Source organism: Acidobacteriota bacterium, assembly GCA_034211275.1.
Classification (GTDB): domain Bacteria; phylum Acidobacteriota; class Thermoanaerobaculia; order Multivoradales; family JAHZIX01; genus JAGQSE01.
This window is the reverse complement of record JAXHTF010000034.1, coordinates 24273-45654: the sequence shown is the minus strand read 5'-3', so window position 1 is coordinate 45654 and position 21382 is coordinate 24273. Positions and strand designations below refer to the sequence as shown.

The 21382-nt window shown below is 65.9% G+C and carries 18 protein-coding genes; 15 read left to right on the top strand and 3 right to left on the bottom strand.

What is annotated here, in order from left to right; translation table 11 throughout:
- Positions 1-695: 695 nt before the first annotated feature.
- Positions 696-1568 carry a hypothetical protein gene (locus SX243_08175; protein ID MDY7092933.1) on the top strand — a complete coding sequence of 291 codons (873 nt, stop codon included), beginning with the start codon at positions 696-698 and terminating at the stop codon, positions 1566-1568.
- A gap of 66 nt (positions 1569-1634) precedes the next feature.
- On the opposite strand, the gene SX243_08170 is transcribed toward SX243_08175, so the two are convergent.
- From SX243_08170 to SX243_08160, 3 genes are all read right to left on the bottom strand, one after another.
- Positions 1635-2588 (bottom strand): restriction endonuclease, encoded by a 954-nt coding sequence (locus tag SX243_08170; protein MDY7092932.1) that lies wholly within the window; start codon positions 2586-2588, stop codon positions 1635-1637.
- Positions 2589-2693: 105 nt separating this feature from the next.
- Positions 2694-3359: a sulfite exporter TauE/SafE family protein gene (locus tag SX243_08165; GenBank protein ID MDY7092931.1), complete on the bottom strand. Its 666-nt coding sequence runs from the start codon at positions 3357-3359 to the stop codon at positions 2694-2696.
- The gene (locus SX243_08160) at positions 3346-3807 is read right to left on the bottom strand and encodes a hypothetical protein (protein MDY7092930.1); all 462 of its coding nucleotides are present in this window, start codon (positions 3805-3807) and stop codon (positions 3346-3348) included. The genes SX243_08165 and SX243_08160 overlap by 14 nt, the downstream gene beginning before the upstream one ends.
- 363 nt (positions 3808-4170) lie before the next feature.
- Between SX243_08160 and SX243_08155 the strand changes: the two genes are divergently transcribed.
- From SX243_08155 to SX243_08090, 14 genes are all read left to right on the top strand, one after another.
- A complete protein-coding gene (locus tag SX243_08155; protein ID MDY7092929.1) occupies positions 4171-4851 on the top strand; it encodes a cytochrome c3 family protein in 681 nt (226 codons plus the stop codon).
- A gap of 64 nt (positions 4852-4915) precedes the next feature.
- Positions 4916-8179, top strand: coding sequence for a TAT-variant-translocated molybdopterin oxidoreductase (locus SX243_08150; GenBank protein ID MDY7092928.1), 3264 nt, complete (start codon positions 4916-4918; stop codon positions 8177-8179).
- 2 nt (positions 8180-8181) lie between these two features.
- Positions 8182-9654, top strand: a complete 1473-nt coding sequence (gene nrfD / locus SX243_08145) for an NrfD/PsrC family molybdoenzyme membrane anchor subunit (protein MDY7092927.1) — start codon at positions 8182-8184, stop codon at positions 9652-9654.
- The gene (locus SX243_08140; GenBank protein MDY7092926.1) at positions 9651-10205 is read left to right on the top strand and encodes a DUF3341 domain-containing protein; all 555 of its coding nucleotides are present in this window, start codon (positions 9651-9653) and stop codon (positions 10203-10205) included. The genes nrfD and SX243_08140 overlap by 4 nt, the downstream gene beginning before the upstream one ends.
- A gap of 2 nt (positions 10206-10207) precedes the next feature.
- On the top strand, positions 10208-10864 hold the full coding sequence (locus tag SX243_08135) for a cytochrome c (GenBank protein MDY7092925.1): 657 nt from the start codon (positions 10208-10210) through the stop codon (positions 10862-10864).
- A gap of 6 nt (positions 10865-10870) precedes the next feature.
- Positions 10871-12091, top strand: a complete 1221-nt coding sequence (locus SX243_08130; GenBank protein ID MDY7092924.1) for a quinol:cytochrome C oxidoreductase — start codon at positions 10871-10873, stop codon at positions 12089-12091.
- Positions 12092-12101: 10 nt separating this feature from the next.
- Complete coding sequence (locus tag SX243_08125) at positions 12102-12494, top strand: hypothetical protein (protein ID MDY7092923.1); 393 nt, start codon at positions 12102-12104, stop codon at positions 12492-12494.
- Entirely contained in the window at positions 12491-13516 is a 1026-nt protein-coding gene (locus tag SX243_08120) for a c-type cytochrome (GenBank protein ID MDY7092922.1), read from the top strand. The genes SX243_08125 and SX243_08120 overlap by 4 nt, the downstream gene beginning before the upstream one ends.
- Positions 13516-15114, top strand: coding sequence for a cbb3-type cytochrome c oxidase subunit I (locus SX243_08115; GenBank protein MDY7092921.1), 1599 nt, complete (start codon positions 13516-13518; stop codon positions 15112-15114). Before SX243_08120 ends, SX243_08115 begins: the two co-directional genes overlap by 1 nt.
- Positions 15111-17660: a heavy metal translocating P-type ATPase metal-binding domain-containing protein gene (locus SX243_08110; protein ID MDY7092920.1), complete on the top strand. Its 2550-nt coding sequence runs from the start codon at positions 15111-15113 to the stop codon at positions 17658-17660. Before SX243_08115 ends, SX243_08110 begins: the two co-directional genes overlap by 4 nt.
- Positions 17648-17842 (top strand): cytochrome oxidase, encoded by a 195-nt coding sequence (locus tag SX243_08105; protein ID MDY7092919.1) that lies wholly within the window; start codon positions 17648-17650, stop codon positions 17840-17842. The genes SX243_08110 and SX243_08105 overlap by 13 nt, the downstream gene beginning before the upstream one ends.
- 62 nt (positions 17843-17904) lie before the next feature.
- On the top strand, positions 17905-20340 hold the full coding sequence (gene ccoN, locus SX243_08100; protein ID MDY7092918.1) for a cytochrome-c oxidase, cbb3-type subunit I: 2436 nt from the start codon (positions 17905-17907) through the stop codon (positions 20338-20340).
- A gap of 1 nt (position 20341) precedes the next feature.
- Positions 20342-20545 carry a CcoQ/FixQ family Cbb3-type cytochrome c oxidase assembly chaperone gene (locus SX243_08095; GenBank protein ID MDY7092917.1) on the top strand — a complete coding sequence of 68 codons (204 nt, stop codon included), beginning with the start codon at positions 20342-20344 and terminating at the stop codon, positions 20543-20545.
- A complete protein-coding gene (locus SX243_08090; protein MDY7092916.1) occupies positions 20538-21227 on the top strand; it encodes a cbb3-type cytochrome c oxidase N-terminal domain-containing protein in 690 nt (229 codons plus the stop codon). Before SX243_08095 ends, SX243_08090 begins: the two co-directional genes overlap by 8 nt.
- Positions 21228-21382: the final 155 nt, after the last annotated feature.

The following is a 21382-nucleotide window of genomic DNA, read 5'->3' as shown; positions in this document are numbered from 1 at the left end:
GGCCTCAAGGAGTCCTGACGCTGACGCTGGGCGTGGGGCCGGCTGTCCAAGAGGATTTTGTGGAGTATCTCGGGCAGCTTGAAGCTGCTTGATCTGGGGTGGGTTTATGCAACGATCAGGTGGAGTCGGCTCTGGAAAGAGTGGAGCACACGACAAGGACCATCGCTGGTGATATCTATAGTGTTACTGGTGAAGCGCACCGCGTGCGAGAGCAGGTCTGGGAAGACGTTGCTCTTGTCTTGGGGAACGTGTCCGAGCCAGCCCGCCTCGAAGTTCAGCAAGCTTTGACGAAGCATCACCTTGAAGGCTTGGGGGAGTCAGTTTCCGGGGTCAAGAAAGACCTACACGCTCTCGGTTTCTATCGAAGAAGCGAGGAAGAGGCGAAAGAGTTCTCGGACGAGGTCACATGCGCTCTATGCCGCGCTGTAGCCGACTTTCAGACTTCTGCGAAACTAGACTACGTGGACGGGATTCTAGGCCCAAATACGATCGAGCGAATTCGAAGAGAAATAGAGCGCAACAGGTGCGGAGTGCTCAACGGGGCCAATGATGAATAGATCTGCACGGGCGCAGAAAACCCACCTTGAGGCGGACGGCTGTGCCGCTGCTCAGGGTGAGCCCGTTGTACATCAGTGGATATGGATCGAGATACCAAGTGAGTTGATTCCGTGACAAAGACAAACAAGAAGGGAGCGTTGGGTCAGAGCCTCTCCGAGGCCTTTCGTTCGCTCGGGGCCGTGATCAAGAGTTCTTATCAACTGGCTCCGGCTGCGGTCGGCTGCCTCTTGATCGTCGTTATCCCTGGCATTGCATTGGTAGGTCGATGGTCAGAAACCAGACAAGCCACGGTCCTTTTCCTCGTACTCGCGGTAGCCCTTCTGGTCTATTTCAGCACCAAGAACTACGGCGAGGCAGCTCTGGCCCTTGCCGCCGGACTGTTTAGCGTCTATTCCGTCGAGTGGTCGTTGAAGAACTTCCTGTCCTTTGTAGCTATCTGGATCATCTTCTCCGTAGTAGCTTTCCTCTCGTCCAGTGTTCGTCTTGCTTCACGGGTCGAAGACATCTATCGGCAGGCTGCCGTGCTTTCAGCGGGCGCCGATGAGTGGGAGGAGCGAGAAAAGCAACTTCAGGCGATTTCGCGGTTCAAGGGGCTTGGAATGCTGAGCCCTACCGAGAAGGCCGATGTGCTGCGTTTGTTCTCATTTAGGAGGATTCCCGTGCCGCTGATGAAAGCAGCGCTACAGGCGACCGAGACTGTCTCAATAGTGACAAAGGTAGAACCGATTCGCGTCGCTGGACTGATTGCAGACGTTACACGAGCCGCAGAGGTGGCAGGTGACTCTTCTGCTCAGGGTGTGGCCGATTCCGTCGTCCAGACCATGCGAGACGCTGCGGTGGCTCCCTCCGACTTCTTCACCGCTTTTGAGGTGAGCCGGAATCTGATGTTCCGAGAGGATATAGGCGTTGAGCCCTACTTCCTTAATTTGCGAGACGTTCTGGAGGCGGGCGTCCGGCCCGAGCACTCCTACGAACCTCTGAAGAGTAAATTAGATATGCTCGATATATAATATTCGCCTCGAAACGAACGACTGCGCCGCTGCTCAGATTGAGCCCGTCAGCTCCCAGGCTCCCCCTCAACCACCACCCACCCCAGGATCATCCTGCATCGAGTCCCAGAAGTCGACGTCCATCTTCTTGATCTCGATGATCTGCTCGGGTTGCATGCCGAGGCTGAAGTCATAGATGTGCTGAGCGAGCTCCTCGCCGTCGATGAGGACGACGGTGGTGCCTCCGTGGAGGCTGTCGGCGTATTGGATGGCTTCGGCGGAGTATTTCGACGTGGTGATGAAAACGCCTTTCTTGGATCGGGCGACGGCCAGGGCGCCGACGAACTTCTGGATTTCTTCTCGCCCGACGGTCCGATTGCGGGCGTAACGCTTCGCCTGGATATGGAGCCTTCCCAGGCCGAGGATGTCCTCCTTGATCACGCCGTCGATTCCTCCGTCGCCAGCAGGCGGTGTGACGTGGCCGGAATCCTTGATCTCTCCTCCGTAGCCCATCTTCTGGAGTAGCTTGACGACCAGCGTTTCGAACGCCGTGGGGGATTTGCTCAGGATCGTGTCGAGGATTGCGTCGTAGGTGGACTGACGGATCTTTTCGTAGGACTCGTACATCCTCTCTTGGGGCGTCAGGGTCGAATTTCCTTCGCCCGAAAGCTCCCTTGATGCTTGGGATGCTGTTTCGGTCGCCTCCTGCTTGGCCTGTTCGCGCTCGGCCATCCGAGCCCGAATGCGCTCTTTGACCTCATTAGGGCGGTCCAGTAGTCGAAGCCCGTCTGCGTTGATTTGGTAGAGGCCGCGCTTGGGCCGGTCGACGAATTCCGTCATGGCGAGGTAGCTCAAAGCCCAGGTAATGCGGTCGTAGAAGATCGGGCCGTTGCCCGACTCATACATTTGATTGAGGTCTTCCTCGCTCAGGCTGAAGAACTCGGCAAGGGGCTGCTCAAGATCTTTAGCCCTTTTGGGAGATCGGTCGCTGAGAACATTCAGGGCTGGATGCATGATGTCCCAATGTCTCGGTAGTTCCACGATCGTCTCTCCTTGATCTAACGTGAGATTGAAGTCTCGCGAGTGCGCAGCTTTAAGATTCTTTTGGTGTTCAGTATATAGCTGGCGGTGATCCTTCCGATCTGCCTACAGCGCCCCCACAACCATCACCACCCCCGAAACCACCACCACCCCCCCAGCCACCCGCTGCAACCAAACCCGCGCCCGGACCGGAACTTGCCCCGCGGCCCAGCTGATCCCCACCAGCGTCGGTGTCGTGCCCAGCCCGAAGAGCACCATCACCGCTGCGCCCTGCAGGGCGCCCACGAGGGGGGTGGGGGCGGCGGCGCCGGTGGCGGCGGCGGCGGTGTAGGCGGAGTAGAGGAGGCCGCAGGGGAGGAGGCCCCAGAACAGGCCGAGGAGGAAGGGGCCGGCCTTTTCGGCCAGTCGGGAGGCGCGGCGGAGGGGGGTGGCGCTGAGGGCCAGGCGGGACCAGCCGCGTTGGAGGAAGGGGAGGCCCAGGGTGGCGAGGCCGCTGAGGATCAGGACGATGCCGGCGGTGAGGAGGAGCAGGCGGCGGGCGGGGAAGACTTCGACTTCCAAGGCCAGGATGGCGGAGAGAACGGCGAGGGTGGCGCCGATGAGGGCGTAGGAGAGGATGCGCCCGAGGTGCAGCTGGAGGGTGTGGGCTCGGCCGGTCTGCCGCGGGGAGAGCAGGATCACCAGCGGGCCGCACATGCCGGAGCAATGGCCGAGGCCGCCGGCGAGGCCCGCCAGCAACATCAGCACGAAGATCGAATCACTGCCCAACATGCAGCACCCAGTCGGCGACGGGCTCCTCGCCGACGCGCACCGTGGCCTGCCACAGCGAGTGGCCCATGGGGCACGAAGGCAAAGCGATGCGGCCTCCCAGGGTGCCGTCTGCGGTGGGCTGGAGCTGCATCTGGTGCTCGCCCATATCCATGCCGGGCATGGAGAACTCCACGGTGACCCCTTCCGGGCTGATCGCTTCCGGGTCGAAGTCGGTAGCGGTCCCAGGGGCGGAACGAAGGATCAGGAGGAACTCTTCGCCTGGGGCGGGGTAGCGGGGGAGGAGCTCTGCGAGGAGCTCCTGATCTCCGAGGGAGAGGGGGCACGGCTGGGAGCTCAGGTCGCAGGAGCCGGCGCCAGCCACCGGAGCCAGCAGCCTCCAGGAGGCCAGGCCGAGCACGGCGGCGAGGACGAGAAATCCCAGTACGGCCTTGGTTCGATGGTTGTCCATTTGCGTCTCTTCTCGCGCGCTGCTGTTCGCAGAGCAGGAGGCTTAGGACGAGGATATCTCCGCTACTCGGTGGATGTGTACTGCCCCCAGGGGTTTGCGCTTCCGAGGAGCTGCGGCCCGAAGCGCCGAGGGCGCCCCGGGCGGAATTGACCGATCGGCCGACCTACCTTCGAGAGGGGGAGAAGAGCCTACCCCTTGGGGTGAGGACAACGGAGGCGCGCCTTTGCATACTTCTGACGCAGGAAATCGTGTGCTGCGGCCATCGGCTGCGGCGGCGCCCACAGGCTGATTTCGTGGAACGATTTCCTGAAGTTTGACTGAACGTGTAATTCCAGGCATCGCTAGCGACTGAAGGAGTCGACCTTGGGCGAGGATCAAAGATCCCCGAGCCGGCCGGTTTTCTATGTATTTCCGGCCTGGACAAATCGACTGCGGGCCGTCTTGGTGGTGGGCGCTCTGGCGGGCATCATCTTGACGTGTGTCCTGGTCTGGGGCGGATTCTCCCCTTCGACCCTCGCCGTCGGCTATGCCCCGGAGCAGCCCATTCCCTACAGCCACCGGCTGCACGTTGGCGAGCTGGGGCTGGATTGCCGGTATTGCCACAACACGGTGGAGACCGCGGCGAAGGCCGCCCTGCCGCCGGTGTCCACCTGCATGAACTGCCACAACTCGGTGAAGACCGAGAGCGAGCTGCTGGAGCCGCTGCGGCGGGCCGCGCAGGAGGGCACGAGCGTCCGCTGGGTGCGGGTGCACGATTTGCCCGAATTCGTCTACTTCAATCACAGCGTTCACCTGACCGCGGGGGTCAGCTGCGTGTCCTGCCACGGCCGCGTGGACCGCATGGACGTCGTCCGGCAGGAGAAGCCCCTGACCATGGGCTGGTGCCTCGACTGTCACCGGGATCCCGAGGCCCAGCTGCGGCCCCGGGAGCGGATCACCGACCTGGGCTGGCAGCCGTCGGAGGATCCGGCGGTGGTGGGGGCGGAGCTGGCCAAGATTCACGGCATCGTGCCCTCGACGGATTGCTCCACGTGTCATCGCTAGACAGTGTCATCGCTAGACAGGCTCATCGCTAACGCATCCTGAGTTTTCCCTCCGAAGGAAGAAGATGTCTGACTCCACCCGGTCCCAAACCCATTCCCACGGCTATTGGCAGAGCCTTGAGGAGCTAGCTGGCGACGAGGCGTTTGCGCGCAGCCTCGAGCAGGAGTTCAGCGACCAGGCAGATTCGCCGCTGGATTCCATCTCCCGCCGCCGGGTACTGCAGGTGATGTCGGCGTCGGTGGCGCTGGCGGGGCTTTCGGGGTGCCGCTGGCCGGCGGAGGAGATCGTTCCCTTCGATCGCCGGCCGGAGAGCTACCAGCCCGGCAAGATTTCGCGCTACGCCACCAGCCTGGACGTGGCCGGCACCGTGCGGCCGGTGGTGGTGTCGAGCTACGACGGGCGCCCGATCAAGATCGAGGGCAATCCCGGTCACCCGGCCAGCGCCGGGGCGACGGACGCCCTGACCCAGGCCAATCTGCTGGAGCTCTACGACCGCGACCGCAGTCGTCAGCCGGTGATCCGGGCGGACGGGCTGGTGCGCCGGTCGAGCTGGCAGGAGTTCGAGGCGGCGATCCCGGGCCTGATGGCCTCGGGTGCGGAGACTCGGCTGGCGGTTCTCAGTCGTCCCCACGCCTCGCCGACCCTCGAACGCGCCGCCGAGCGCCTTCTGCAGCGCTTCCCGGCGCTCGGCTGGTATGAGTTCGCGGCGAATCGCGGTCCGGAGGAGGCGGAGGGGCTGGAGGCGGTCTTCGGCCGGCCAGTGACCGTCGGCCACGACCTCGAACGAGCCCGGGTGATCGTAGATTTTGACGCCGACCTCTTGGTGGGCCATCCCGAGGGCGTGAGCAACGCCCGGGGTTTCGCCCAGGGGCGGAAGCCGGTCTCTGGAGCGATGAATCGGCTCTATGTCTTCGAGCCGTTGCAGAGCGCCACCGGCGCGGCGGCGGATCATCGGGTGCCGGTGGCGCCGTCGCAGGTCGTCGGCGCCCTCGCGGCGCTGGCGGCGAAGCTGCAGAATTCCGGACGGCTGCGTCGACCGGAGGCCTTGGCGGGCCTCGATTTGGCCAGTCTCGATTTGACCAGCTCCGATCTGACCAGCCCGGCCGGCGACGGCGCGGAGGACTTGAGCGCTACCCTCCAGGCCGCTGCCCAGGATCTCCTCGACCATGCCGGCGAAGGCTTGATCGCCCTGGGGGACCGCTATCCCGCCGCGGCCCATGCCCTGGTGCACCGGATGAATCTGGCTCTGGCCAATGAGAAAGGGAGTGAGCACGGGAATGACGGAGAGCCCGCCCCGCTCCGCTACCGCCCCGCCCCCGAACGCCGGGTGGAGCGGGGGACGCTGAAGGAGCTCACCGCCCGGCTCGAAGCGGGGGAGATCGATTGTCTGCTGATTCTCGACGGCAACCCCGTCTACGACGCTCCGCCGGACCTGGACTTCGCCGCCGCCCTGGACAAGGCCGGCAGCACCGTGCACCTTGGGCTCTCCGCCGACGAGACGGCGGCGGCCTGCCGGTGGCATCTGCCCATGGCCCACGGTCTGGAGTCCTGGGGCGACAGCTGGGATCTGGACGGCCGCCTGTGCGCCACCCAGCCCCTGATTCGCCCGCTCTTCGAAGGACGGACGGCGGCGGAGCTGCTCTCCCTGCTCGCGGACGAGACCCCGAGAACGGCCCACGAGATGGTGCAGCAGACCTTCGCGGAGCTCCGCGGTAGCTCCATTGGGGGTTCCAGCGGCGCCTCCGAGCTCATCGGCGGCAGCTTCAATGGGAGCAAGGCGTGGCGCCGGTTCCTCCACGATGGATTCCTGGAGCTCGACGGGGCTGGTGAAGGGCCCGGCGGAGATTCCGCCCAGCTGGTGAGCTCCATCGCCTGGGGGGATCTGGATCTCGACGATTTCGGGACGAGCGAGGACGACGGCCTGGAGCTGGACCTACGCCCCGATGCCCGGGTGGTGGACGGCCGTTACGCCAACAATGCCTGGCTGCAGGAGCTCCCCGACGCTCTGACCAAGCTCACCTGGGGCAATGCGGCCCTGCTGGCTCCGAGCCTGGCCGACGAGCTCGGCCTCGAGCACGAGGATCTGGTGCGCATCGCGACGGCGGTGGAAGCCATCGAGCTGCCGGTCTTCGTGGTTCCGGGGATGGCGAAGAACACCGTATCCGTCGCCCTCGGCTATGGACGCCGCCAGGTGGGGCGGGTCGGCCGTGGGGGCGACGGGCGGATCGGCGTCGATGCCTATGCCCTGCAGACCTGGGACCAGCGGTGGATCCGCCGCGGCGTGGCGCTGACGGCGGTGGGCGGCAAGGGCACCCTCACCTCGACCCAGAATCATTACGCCATCGACAACCGCGGCAAGGCGGAGCGCGAGCGGCGGGTGGAAGGGCTGGTGCGGGAAGGAACCCTGGAGGATTTCGAGCACCACCCGGAGTTCGCTCAACACCTGGGGATCCATCACCCGCCGCTGATCTCGCTGTGGAACGAGCGGGAGGGCCAAGGGCATCAGTGGGGCATGGCCATCGACCTCAACGCCTGCATCGCCTGCAACGCCTGCGTCACGGCGTGCCAGGCGGAGAACAACATCCCGGTGGTGGGGCAGGAGGAGGTCGGCAAGGGGCGGGAGATGCATTGGATTCGCATCGACCGCTATTTCCACGGCGACCCGGACACCGCCCGCGTCGCCCACCAGCCGGTGGCCTGTGTGCATTGCGAGCTCGCTCCCTGCGAGCAGGTCTGCCCGGTGGGCGCCACCATGCACAGCAAGGAAGGCCTCAACGTCATGGCCTACAACCGCTGTGTCGGGACCCGCTATTGCGCCAACAACTGCCCGTACAAGGTGCGCCGTTTCAACTTCTTCAATCTCAACAAGGACGTCACGGAGCTCGAAGCCCTGGGCAAGAACCCGGAGGTGACGATCCGGTCCCGGGGAGTGATGGAGAAGTGCAGCTATTGCGTCCAGCGTATCGAGCATGCCCGCATCGAGGCCAAGAACGAGGACCGGCAGCTGCGGGACGGCGACGTGGTGACGGCCTGCCAGCAGGCTTGCCCCAGCCAGGCCATCACCTTCGGGGACCTGGCCGACGCCGACAGCGAGGTGGCGAAGCAGCACTCCGATCCTCGGGCCTACGCCATGCTCGCCGAGCTCAACGTCAAGCCCCGCACCGTGTATCTCGCCCGGATCCGCAACCCGCATCCGGATCTGAGCGCTCCGTCGGCCCACGGTGCTGGTGCCCACGGTCCCGCTACCGAGGGGCACTCGTCCGAAGGGCACTCGTCCAATGGTCATGATGGCCAATCGCAGAACTCCGAGCATGAAGGTGGCCATTGAGGATGAGCAGCCTGACCCAGAGCCTGGCAGCGGATCCGCTGGACAACACCGCTGACGACCCCACGCGGCCGACGCCGCTGGTGCTGGGGGACCATGATTTCACCAGCATCACCGAGACCGTCGCCGGCATCGCCGAGCGGCCGCGCCCACCGCGGGCGTGGTACATCGCCTTCGCGGTGACCTCGTCGCTGACGGTGATGATGTTCGCGATGATCGGCTATCTGATCTTCGAGGGCATCGGCGTCTGGGGCCTCAACAATCCGGTGGGTTGGGGCTGGGCCATCGTCAACTTCGTCTTCTGGGTCGGCATCGGTCACGCCGGCACCCTGATCTCGGCGATCCTCTTCCTGCTACGGCAGAAGTGGCGCACCAGCATCAACCGCTTCGCCGAGGCCATGACCATCTTCGCGGTGATCTGCGCCGGCATCTTTCCGGCCATTCACGTTGGGCGCATCTGGGTGGTGTATTGGCTCTTCCCGGTGCCCAATTACCAGGCCATGTGGCCGAACTTCCGTAGCCCGCTGCTCTGGGACGTCTTCGCCGTGGGCACCTACGCCACCGTCTCGCTGCTCTTCTGGTACACCGGCATGGTGCCGGATCTGGCGACCCTGCGGGATCGGGCGAAGACCAAGACCCGGGCGATGATCTACGGGGTGCTGTCCCTGGGTTGGCGGGGCAGTCACCGCCACTGGCACCGGTACGAGAAGACCTACCTGATCCTGGCGGGATTGGCCACGCCCCTGGTGCTCAGCGTGCACTCGGTGGTGAGCTTCGACTTCGCCGTCTCCCAGGTGCCGGGCTGGCATACGACGATCTTCCCGCCCTATTTCGTCGCCGGCGCCATCTTCTCCGGCTTCGCCATGGTGGGCACCCTCCTGGTGCCGGCCCGCAAGTGGTTCGGTCTCCAGAAGCTGATCACTCTCCGCCACCTGGAGAACATGAACAAGATCATCCTCGCCACCGGCTCGATGGTCGGCTTCGCCTACGCCACGGAGTTCTTCATCGCCTGGTACGGCGGCAATCCCAACGAGGCTTTCGCCTTCGTCAACCGGGCCTTCGGGCCCTATGCCTGGGCGTATTGGACCATGGTCACTTGCAATGTGATCGCGCCGCAATTCTTCTGGTTCAAGAAGATTCGGACCAATACGTTGGTGATGTGGATCCTCTACATCTTCGTCAACATCGGCATGTGGTTCGAGCGCTTCGTCATCACGGTGACGTCTCTGAGCCGCGATTTCCTGCCGTCGAGCTGGGATTATTACTCTCCCACCTTCGTCGACATCCTCACCTTCGTCGGCACCTTCGGTCTCTTCTTCACCCTGGTGCTGCTCTTCATTCGCTATCTGCCCATCGTGGCCATGGCGGAGGTGAAAACGGTGATGCCGGCGGCCCACGTCCACGGCGTGAGACGGCCGGTGGGGGATTACCACGGCGACGTGCACCGCCGGCCCCGTAAGCAGGAGGAGAACCCATGAGCGCCCGAACGAGCTCCGGGGATCTCGGGACCTACGGTCTCCTCATCGAGTTCGACGACCCGGAGGAGTTGGTGGCGGCGTGCCGCCAGGTGCGGGACGAGGGTTTCCAGCGCTGGGACGCCTACACGCCGTTCCCCATCCACGGCATGGATCGGGCCATGGGCATCCGCCCGACCCGGCTGCCGTTGCTGATCCTCGCCGGGGGGCTCACCGGCCTCACCGTCGCCCTGCTCATGCAGTGGTGGATGAACGCCGTCGACTATCCCTTCTTGATCAGCGGCAAGCCCCTCTTCGGCCTGCCCGCCAACATTCCGGTGACCTTCGAGCTGACGGTGCTGTTCTCCGCCTTGACCGCCTTCTTCGGGCTGTGGGGGCGGACTGGAATGCCCCGCCTCTATCACCCGGTGTTCAAGAGCGAACGGTTCCGCCGCGTCACCGCTGACCGCTTCTTCATCGTGCTGGAAGCGAGCGACTCGCGCTTCGACCTCCAACGGACCCAGGAATTCGCCGAGTCCCTCGGCGGCGTCCACGTCGAGCGCCTGGAGGAATGAGCATGCCCCGCATCTTGGTGTACTCCGGCATCCTGCTGGCCGCGCTGGCTCTGCTGCCCGTGGCCTGGCTCTACCGCGCCCAGGGGGACCCGTCGGAAAAGCCGCGCTTCCACGTGGTGCCGGATATGGACAATCAGGCCTATCACCGGGCTCAGAGCGCCAGCTCCTTCTTCGCCGACGGCCGCGCCATGCGGCGGCCGGTGGAGGGTACGGTGGCCCAGGGCGAGCTGCGGGAAGACGACGCCTATTACCTGGGCAAAGAGCTCGGGAGGGACGGCGCGGAAGCGTGGGTCGACCGGCTGCCTCGGGGCGTCGACGAAGCGCAGATGCTGCGCGGCCGGGAGCGCTATCAGATCTTCTGCGCGCCCTGCCACGGGGATACCGGCATCGGGGACGGGCCGACCGCCCGCCGCGCCGCCCAGCTGGCGGAGGGAACCTGGACGCCGCCCAGCGATCTGACGGCGGCGGCGACCTTGGCCCGCCCCGAAGGCGAGCTCTTCGACATCATCACCCATGGCGTTCGCACCATGCCGGCTTACGGCGCGCAGATTCCGGTGGCGGACCGGTGGGCCATCGTGGCCTATCTGCGGGCGCTGCAGCGCAGCGCCAACGGTCGTCCGGAAGACGTACCCGCCAGCCGCAGAAGCGAATTCAGGTAGGAGCTCATGGTGTCCCACGATCACCCCACTCCATCACTCGCAGACGACCACCTGACGCTGGACGAGCTCGGGCCGCGGCTGGTCCGCATCTCGGGCGTCCTGGGCTTGATCGGCCTCGGCGCTGCGGTGGCCTTGGGCGCCGCCCGGGGCGACGGCTTCCAGTCCTTCGGCTGGTCCTATCTGCTGAGCTTCGCCTTCTTCCTCAGCCTGTCCCTGGGCGCTCTCTTCCTCGTCGCCGTGGGACACGTCACCGGGGCGGTGTGGAACGTCGTCAGCCGCCGCCTCGCCGAGGTTACGGCGGCCAATCTGACCACCCTGGCGCTGCTGGCGGTACCGGTGCTGGTCTTGGCCCACCGGATCATGCCGTGGGCCGCCGGCACCAGCCACGCTCCCGCCGAGCTTCTCGAGCACAAGGCGGCGTTCCTCGATCTCGAGTTCTTCTACGTCCGCTGGGTGATCTACTTCGCCATCTGGTGCGGCTACGCCTGGTGGTTCTGGAAGCGGTCGGCGGAGCAGGACACCAGCGGTGATCCGGCTCTCAGCGTGCGCATGTCTCGCAAGAGCGGCCTATGCCTGCTGCTCTTTGCCCTCAGCGTCAGCTTTGCGTCCTATGACCTGCTGATGTCCCTCGATCCGTCGTGGTTCAGCACCATGTTCGGCCCGTATTTCTTCGCCGGCAGCTTCCTCGCCTTCATGTGTTTCCTGACCCTGATGACCTTTTGGCTGCAGAGCCGGGGGCGGGTGCGCCAGGTCATCCACGTCGAGCACCTGCACGATTACGGCAAGCTGATCTTCGCCTTTGTCTTCTTCTGGGCGTACCTGGCGTTCAGCCAGTACATGCTCATCTGGTACGCCAACATCCCCGAGGAGACGGCCTGGTTCCTGGCCCGCCAGTCCAACGGCTGGGGCTGGCTTGGGCTGACCCTGGTCTTCGGCCACTTCCTGATTCCCTTCGCCGGCCTGCTGGCGCAGAAGGCCAAGCGCCGGCGGCCTTCGCTCTTGTTCTGGGCGGTGTGGATTCTGGTCATGCATTGGATCGATCTCTACTGGATCGTCATGCCCCAGTGGCGGCCGTCGGCGCCGACTCTGGACTGGCTCGACCTGCTCACCTTCGTCGGTATCGGCGGCATTTTCATCGCGGGCATCGGCCGTCTGGCGTCGAGCCATTCCCTCGTACCGATCCGCGATCCGCGCATCGACGATTCCCTGGCCTTCGAGAACACCTAGGAGCTCTGCCGTGAGCACGAACGACAGGACAATCTCCCTCCTGACCACCATCCTCGGCGCCGTGGCGGCGCTGGTGGCGGTGCTGACGGTGGGCATCTTCCTCCAGGGGTGGACGCAGCGGCAGATGGCGGAGGAGGAGCGCGGCAAGATCTTCGAGCGGCCCTATCCCGAGCTGGAGGCCTACCAGGAAGAGCAGCAGCAGAAGCTCACCGCGGACTATCACTGGATCGACCAGGAGGCGGGGACGGTGCATCTGCCCATCGAGCGGGCCATGGCTCTCGTCTTGGAAGAGCAGGTCGTGGATGAGCAGGCTGGAACGATCGACGCCGGGCCGAGCTCGGAGGAGTCTGAAGAACCAGAGGAGTCAAGAGAGCCAGAGGAGTCGCAGGAGGCCAGCCCATGAGAGCTCAGATGACGGGCGGCACGCTAGCCAGAATCATGCTCCCGATCCCCGCTCTTCTCGCCGCGGCGCCGGTAACCGCCGACGGCTGGTTGCCGGAGGCGGCGGCGCAGGTGGCGGAGACCGTCGACCTTCATTTCACCGTCCTGATGGTCTTTGCGGCGACGGTCTTCTTGGGGCTGCTCTTCGCCCTCGACGTGATCCTGTTCATGAATCTGCGCCGGGACGACGACCAGGTGGGGCGGCAGATGGCGGACCGGGGCCTCTACCGCGGCCTGGCGGTCTTGCTCTCTTTGGTCTTCGTGGTGGCCGTCTTCGCCATGGGCGTCAGAGGCTATCTGGACGCCTCGGTGGCGCCCACCGACGCCCTCACCGTGGAAGCCCTTCGGGGGCCGGAGGGGTTGACCTTCCGCTATTCCGCCGACGTCGAGACGGACGAGCTGCACGTTCCCAGCGAACGCCCGGTGCGCCTCACGGTGCAGACCGCCGACGCGCCGGTGTCCGTCACCATCCCGGCGTTCCGGGTGCGTAGGAACGCCAAGGCCGGGGTCAGTACCGAGGCCTGGTTTGCGGCCAGCCAGCCGGGGAGCTACGAGCTCCTCAGCGCCGGTCCCAGCCTGGCATCGTCTCCCACCGCGCCGGCCGTGGTCACGGTGCACTCGGCGGCGGATTTCGATCAGTGGTTGATGTCCAAGTCGGACATCCTCTTGACCCTGCCGCCCCTCGACGCCGGCCGCGTGCTGGTGGAGCGCAAGGGATGCCTGGTCTGCCACACCGTCGACGGCTCGCCCCTCACCGGGCCCTCCTTCCAGGGGCTGATGGGGCGGGAGAGCCGCTTCGCCGACGGCAGCAGCCAGATCGCCGACGGGGACTATGTGCGCCGCTCGATCCTCGACCCGACCTCGCAGGTGGTAGAGGGTTTCGAGCCGGTCATGCCTCCCTTCGCCGGCCAGATTCGCGACGCGGAGATCGACGCCATCATCACCTATCTCGAGAGCCTGAGCGACGGGGGGGAGGCACTCTAATGGATGCTCGTTCCTGGTGGTCCACCACCGACCCGGTGCGCATCGCGCGCATCCAGCTCGGCGGGGTGCTGGCGGCGCTCCTCCTGGGGGCGCAGCTGGCCTTCGTGCTGCGGGCGGGGCTCTTCGGCTCCGGGGGAGCCTTGGTCAGCGCCGACGCCCTCGGCGGTGCCCTCACCGCCCACGCCCTGGTGCTGGTCTTCCTCTTCGCTCTGCCGGCGCTGCCGCTGGTCATCGGAGGGCTGGTGCTGCCGCCCATGGTGGGGGCCAAGAACTTCGCCTTTCCGGCGCTCAACCGCATCACTCTGCAGCTCTATCTCGCGTCCTGGGTCTTGATCGCCCTGGCGCTCCTCGGGGGATCGGTGGACCGCACGCTGCGCAGCCTTCCCCCTGCCGACGGCGGTCTGTCCTGGCCCCTCGCCGCGGCGGCCCTGGGGCTCCATCTTCTCGGCCTGGCCCTGGTCTGCGGCGCCTTGAATTTGCTGGCGACGGTGGTCTACGAGCGCTCCGAGGATCTGCAGCTGTCGGAGTTGCCGGTGCTGGTGTGGGCCCTGGTGAGCGGTGCTGCGGTGCAGCTGGCGGTGGCGGTGGCCATGGCCAGCCTGGGCCTGCTGCTCTTCCTGGAGAGCGTCACGGGAGCCAGCGTCTTCGGTGCCGGGATGGCGGGAGGACTGGCGCAGGATCCCCTCGCCTACGAGCGGCTCTTCGAGTTCATCCTCCACGCCGGCGCCGCGGTGGTGGTCCTGCCCGCCATCGGCGTGGCCTTCGAGGTCCTCGCCACCTTCAGCCGCAAGGCCCCCGCCGGTGGCCGCTCCAATCCCCTGTCCCTGGCCGCCTTGGCGGTCCTTTCCCTGGGCGGTAGCGGGGTGGCGCTGGTCAACGACGGCACCGCGCCGACGCTCCTGGCTGCCCAGAGCGGCATCAGCCTGCTCGCCATGGTGCCCGCGACGGTGCTCCTCTACAACCTTCTCGCGACCCTCGCCGGCGGCGCCATCCGGCTCTCTGCGGCCTTCCTCCATGCCCTCAACCTGGTGGTGCTGATCACCCTCGGCGGCCTGGCGGGAATCTTCCTGGCCACCCTGTCCACCGGCAGCTATCTCCAGGGCTCCCTCTTCGACACCGCTCAGCTGCACTTCCTCATGGGCGGCGGTGCCGTCGCCGGGTTGATCACCGGCCTCTACTATTGGTGGCCCCTGCTCACGGGCCGGGCCACCAGCGAGACTTTGGGCCGCCTGGGGGCCGCCCTGCTCTTCGGCGGCTATTTGCTCGCCTTCGTTCCGAGCTTGGTCGCCGGCAGCCGCGGCCTGTCGTCCCTGACCGTCTTCTCCAGCGAAGCGGCGGCGAGGCTCGAGCCGGTGAGCGGGCTGGGCTCGGTGCTCCTGATTCTCGGCCTCGGGGTGGTCTGCTGGGATCTGCTGGCCTCGATTCTCCACGAGGTGCCGGCGGAGCCCAATCCGTGGGGAGCCACGACCCGCGAATGGCTGGGGGAGCGCCGGACCGAGGCCTACGATTTTTCCTCCCTGGTCGATGGAGATCGGGCCCGTGAGCCTGAGATGGCTCGTGGGGAGCTCGGCGGCGATTCGAGGGTGACGAGCCCATGAGCCTGGCTGCTCCAGAGCTGCGGGCCACCTGCCCGCTGCCCTCGATGCCGGAGGCGGCGCCTCCGCCTTCGGGGGAAGCCCCGCGGCCCGACGCCTGCGCCCATTGCGGACTGCCCCTGGGGGCCTATTGGCGGGCGGAGGACGGCCCCTTCTGTTGCCGCGGCTGCCGCACGGTCTACCAGCTGATTCACGATCAGGGCTTCGAACGCTATTACGATCTGCGGCGCCGCCCCACCGCGCCGCCGGCCCAGCTGCGGCGCGACAGCCTCAACTGGCTGGACTCCGTGCTGGAGCAGGCGCCGGAGCTCCCCGGCTCCAACCTGCGGCGGCTGCGCCTCGACCTCCAGGGGGTCCATTGCGCCGCGTGTATCTGGCTGCTGGAAAAGCTCTTCGCCCGCCACGCCGGTGCCGGCCAATTGCGTATCAACCCGGCGGTGGGCAGCGTCGACATGCTGTGGGACCCGTCCCAGAGCGACCTGCGGGACTATCTTCACGAGGTCGAATCTTTCGGCTATCGCTTCGGGCCGCCGCGCAAGGCTGCGCCCCGCCGCTCCCGCGGCCTGCTCATCCGCATCGGCATCTGCGCCGCGGCGTCGATGAACGTCATGACTTACAGCCTGGCCTATTACTTGGGGCTGGCGGCGGACGAGACGTCGCTCTTCGAGCTCCTGGGCCAGCTCAGCCTGGGCTGGGCGGTCCTCGCCCTGGCGGTGGGGGGATCACCGTTCATCCTCTCGGCCTGGCGCGGCCTGCGCCGGGGCATCGCCCATCTGGATCTGCCCATCGCTACGGGCATGGTGCTGGCCTTCGCCGGTTCCACCTGGGCCTATCTCGCCCACGGACCCCACGCCGCTTACTTCGACACCATCACCATCTTCGTCACCCTGATGCTGGTGGGCCGCTGGCTTCAGGAGCGGGTGGTGGAACGCAACCGCAACGCCCTCCTCGCCTCCGCCGGCATTGCGGATCTCTTCACCCGGCGCTTCGATGGCGGCATGCCGGAGGCGATTCCCGTCAGCGCCATCGAGGCGGGGGACGAGCTGTGGATCGCTCCCGGCGACCTGGTGCCGGTGGCGAGCATTCTGCTGCACCGGGCGGCGACGGTCTCCCTCGACTGGATCACCGGCGAAGCGGCGGCGGTGGAGACCCACCCCGGGGACGTGGTGCCGGCGGGGGCGTTCAACGCCGGCAGCCGCGGATTCCGCATCACCGCCCGGGAGGACTTCTCCGGCTCCCGCCTGACGGACCTGATCCGCGGCGATCTGATCACCAGCGATGAAGGCGAGCCCAAAGCGAGCTCCGCCCCGGCGGGGGGCGTCGAGGCGTGGTGGAATCGGGTGGCGTCGGTCTACGTCCTGCTGGTCTTTGCGGTGGCGGCGGTGGGCTTCCTGGTGGGGCTGCGGGGCGGCCTTCAGCTGGCGGTGGAAACCAGCGTCGCCATCCTCGTGGTCACCTGCCCCTGTGCCCTCGGCCTGGGCCTGCCCTTGGGCCGCGAGCTGGCCCACGGGAGGCTGCGGGATCTCGGCGTGTTGCTGCGGGACGACGGCTTCCTGGACCGCGCCCTGGCCCTGCGCAAGGTGGTCTTCGACAAGACCGGCACCATCACCCGCGGGCAGCTGCGGCTGAGCCGAGCTTCAGTCGAAGCCTTGAAAGGTCTGGAACCGGCGCACCGCGCCGTGCTGCGGAGCATGGTGGCGCGCTCCAACCACCCGGTGAGCCGTTGCGTCGCCGAGGCTCTGGCTTTCCGTGAGTCAGCGGACGCTGCGCTGGCCTCGGCAGACGCCGGGAGCTCCGTCTCCGCCGACGATCTGCGGGAAGTCACCGGCCAGGGGCTGACCTGGCGCGGAGCAGCGGGGGAGTATCGATTCGGGCGCCCGGATTTCGTGCTCGGCCAGGGGAATTCCGGACTTGGCGAGCCAATGGCCCCGTCCGACGACAACTTTCCGGGGGCAGTGCTGGGCCTCGACGGGGAGGCGCTGGCGGCTCTCGAATTCGAAGAAGATCTGCGCCCCGACGCCTCCTCCGAGGTCGAGGCGCTGCAGGACCTGGGCCTGGCGGTCTACCTGTTCAGCGGCGATACGAGCTCCAAGGTGGCGCGGGTCGCCGATGAGCTGCAGCTGCCGCGGGAGCGCGTGCAGGGGGACCTCTCCCCCGAGCAAAAAGCCGCCGCCGTGGCAGCGCTGGACGAGCACGACACCCTGATGGTGGGCGACGGGCTCAACGACAGCCCGAGCTTCGACGCCGCCTACTGCAAGGCGACGCCGGCGGTGGATCGCGCCATCCTGCCCCAGAAGGCGGATTTCTACTTCCTCGGGGACGGCATCGGTGCGGTGCGCCACGCCATCGAGATGGCCCGCCACCTCCACCGCGTCCAGCGCGGCAATCTACTCTTCGCGGCGGTCTACAACCTTGCCGCGGTCTCGCTCTGTTTCGCTGGGGTGGTGGACCCGGTGGTGGCCGCCATTCTGATGCCCGCCAGCTCCGTCGCCGTGGTGCTGCTGACCAGCCATCGCCTAGCCCGGAGGACGCTGCGATGGACATCCTGATCGTCACCCTCTTCGTCAGCCTTCTGCTGGGGGTGGCCGGCCTGGTGCTCTTCGTGCTGCGCCTGGCCGCCGGCGACTTCGAGCACGGCGACCGACTGTCCCTCCTGCCCCTGGAGCAGGACGAGCCCGAAAACTCTCTCGACGAACAACCCGCCCGAGTACCTTCCAACTCGGGAAGCTGATACCCATCTTTCACTCACGAAAGGCCGATCTCATGGAAGCCTCAATGGAAGCTACGAAACCGATGACCCGACGCATCGTGTACGACGACGCGATCGTTCGGGCCTTCAGCCTCGCTACCATGATCTGGGGGGCGGTGGCGCTCCTGGCGGGCGTGCTCGTCGCGAGCCAGCTCTCCTTCTTCCAGATGAATTTCAACACCAGTTTCCTGCAGTTCGGCCGGCTGCGTCCGCTGCACACCAACGCGGCGATCTTCGCCCTCGTCGGCAACATGATGTTCGCGGGGATCTACCACTCGACCCAGCGCTTGACGCGGGCCCGCATGGGCTCCGACTTCTTGAGCTGGTTCCACTTCTGGGGCTGGCAGCTGATTATCGTCTCGGCGGCCGTCACCTTGCCCTTGGGCCTGACCCAGAGCAAGGAGTACGCGGAGCTGATCTGGCCCATCGACATCGCCGTCGTGCTGGTGTGGGTGGCCTTCGCCGTCAACTTCTTCTGGACGCTGGCGAAGCGCAACGAGAAGAACCTCTACGTTGCCCTCTGGTTCTACATCGCCACCATCGTCACCGTGGCGGTGCTCTACATCGTCAACAACCTCCAGATCCCGACCTCCCTCTTCCACAGCTACTCGATTTTCACCGGCGCCCAAGACGCCCTGGTGCAATGGTGGTACGGCCACAACGCCGTGGCCTTCTTCCTGACCACGCCGATCCTCGGCATCATGTACTACTACCTGCCCAAGGCCGCTGAGCGCCCGGTGTACTCCTACCGCCTGTCCATCGTCCACTTCTGGTCGCTGGTCTTCATCTACATCTGGGCGGGGCCCCATCACCTGCTGAACACCTCGCTGCCGGATTGGGTGCAGAGCCTCGGCATGGTCTTCAGCCTGATGCTCTGGGCTCCTTCCTGGGGCGGCATGCTCAACGGCCTGCTGACCCTCCGCGGCGCCTGGAACAAGCTGCGCACCGACCCGGTGATCAAGTTCTACGTGGTGGCGGTGACCTTCTACGGCATGTCGACCTTCGAAGGGCCGCTGCTGTCCATCAAGAGCGTCAACGCCCTCGGCCATTACACCGATTGGATCATCGGCCACGTGCACTCCGGCGCCCTGGGTTGGAACGGCTTCATGGCGGCGGGCATGCTGTACTGGCTGGTGCCGCGGATGTGGAAGACCAAGCTCTTCTCCAAGCGCCTCGCCGAAGCCCACTTCTGGATCGGCACCTTCGGCATCCTGCTCTACGTCGTTTCCATGTGGATCAGCGGCGTCAGCCAGGGCCTGTTCTGGCGCGCCATGGACCCCGACGGCTTCCTCAAGTTCCCGGACTTCATCGAGGGCTTGGTGGCTTCCCGCTACATGTACCACATGCGCCTGATGGGCGGCCTCGCCTATCTCGCGGGCTGGATCATGCTGTTGTTCAACCTCTTCGCCACCATCCGCGCCGGTAGCCCGGCGAAGGTCGAGATCGAGGTTCCGATGGAGCGCGCGAAGGAGCCGGGTTTCTTCCGGCTGGTCTTCTCGCCGCCGGTGCTGGTCTCGCTGGTGGTCATCCTGGCGACCATCGTGCTCGGCGTCTCGGGCATCGTGGCGAGCATCGTGACGCTGGTGCTCATCGAGATCCTGGTGGTGGGCATCATCCTCGTCTACGCCAAGAACCGCTCCGGTGGCAACTGGCACGATTTGATCGAGCGCAACTGGGCCGCCTTCACGGTGCTGGTGCTGGTGGCGGTGCTCATCGGCGGCCTGGTGGAGCTCATCCCCACCATCGTCAAATACGGCAAGGCGGATGCGGCCATGGTCGCCCACACCCAGCCGCCGGAGCAATACGACTTCATCCAGCGTCCCTACAGCCCGCTGGAGCTGGAAGGCCGGGACGTCTACATCGCCGAAGGTTGCTACGTCTGCCACAGCCAGATGATCCGCACCTTCCGCCACGAGGTGTTGCGCTACGGCGAATACTCCCGCCTCCAGGAGTTCGTCTATGACACGCCCTTCCAGTGGGGGAGCAAGCGCACCGGCCCGGATCTCCACCGCGTCGGCGGCAAATACGCCAACCTCTGGCACTACCTCCATCTCCAGGACCCGCGTTCCACTTCGCCGGGTTCCAACATGCCGAGCTATGACTTCCTGGCCGAAACCAGCGTCGATCAGGCCGGCACCGCGGTCAAGATGAGGGCGCTGCAGAAGATCGGCGTACCCTATACGGAGGAGGAGATCGAGGACGCCATGGCGATGCAGCAGAGTCAAGCCAAGCTGATCACCGACGACCTGGCGGCGCAGTCGGTGGACCTCGACCCCGGCTCCCAAATGACGGCGTTGATCGCCTACCTGCAACGCTTGGGACGGGGCCCGCAGCCCATCGGCCCGGAACCGATGGTGGCCGCCGGGCCTCCAACTAGCGGGTCCCCGGAAGCGGCGGATCCGGATCCGGCCCCGTCCGCAGATGCTGACCCGGCGGAGCCAGCCTCCGCCAGCACGGCCTCGGCCTCGGGAGGAGAGTGAGATGTATCAAGAGTTCTACGCCAACAGTCATCTCCTGATCCTGCCCATCATCGCCTTGGGGCTCTTCGTGGCGGCGTTCATCGCGATCCTCTACTGGGTCTTCGTTCAGCTTCGCCACAGCTCCATGCCCGAGTACATGGCCCACCTCCCCCTGTCCGACGGCTCCGTCGTCGACGTAAGCCCGGAGGATTCCACCGATGAGTGAACAAGACAAAGTCCGCGAACATACCTACGACGGCATCCAGGAGTTCGACAATCGGCTGCCGAATTGGTGGTTGTGGATCCTCTACGGCTCCATCGTCTTCTCCGTCGCTTACTGGATCCTCTTCCACACGCTGGCGGTGATCCCCCATCCCACCGGCCGCTACGAGGCCGACATGCGGGCGGCGGAGAAGGCCCGCCTGGCTCAGCTGGAAGCCGGTGGCGTGACCAACGAGAGCCTGGCGATGATGGCCACCATGGAAGACGCCGTGGCGGAGGGTCGCTCGCACTTCCAGACCTATTGCGTGGTCTGCCATGCCGATCAGGGCCAGGGCCTGGTGGGCCCCAACCTGACCGATGAATACTGGCTCCACGGCGGCTCGCCGATGGAGATTCGGCAGACGATCATGGAGGGCGTTCCCTCCAAGGGCATGGCCGCCTGGGGCGGCCAGCTCGGGCCGCGCCGCGTCGAGCAGGCGGTGGCCTATCTGCTGACCATTCGCAACACCCACGTGGAGGGCCGCCCGCCGGAAGGCGATCTCTATGTGCCGGGAGGCGAGGTGTCGGAGCAAGAGGCCGAGGGCGACGTCGCCGGCGGCGAAGCCGTCGATTCCTCGGACGAAGGCGCCGACACCCCAGATGGGGAAACCCAAGATGTCGTGGAAGGGGAGGCGGCCAGCACCTAAAACACCCAGTACCTAGAACACCCAGTTCTTAGACCACCCAATATCTAGAACACTGGGATCAGACCTGAGCCCTCTTGCTCTTGCGAGGGGCTCGGTTTTTCGTCGTCGAACGTCGGTGATCCTTCCATCACCTGCAGTTCTCACCTCGATTCAAC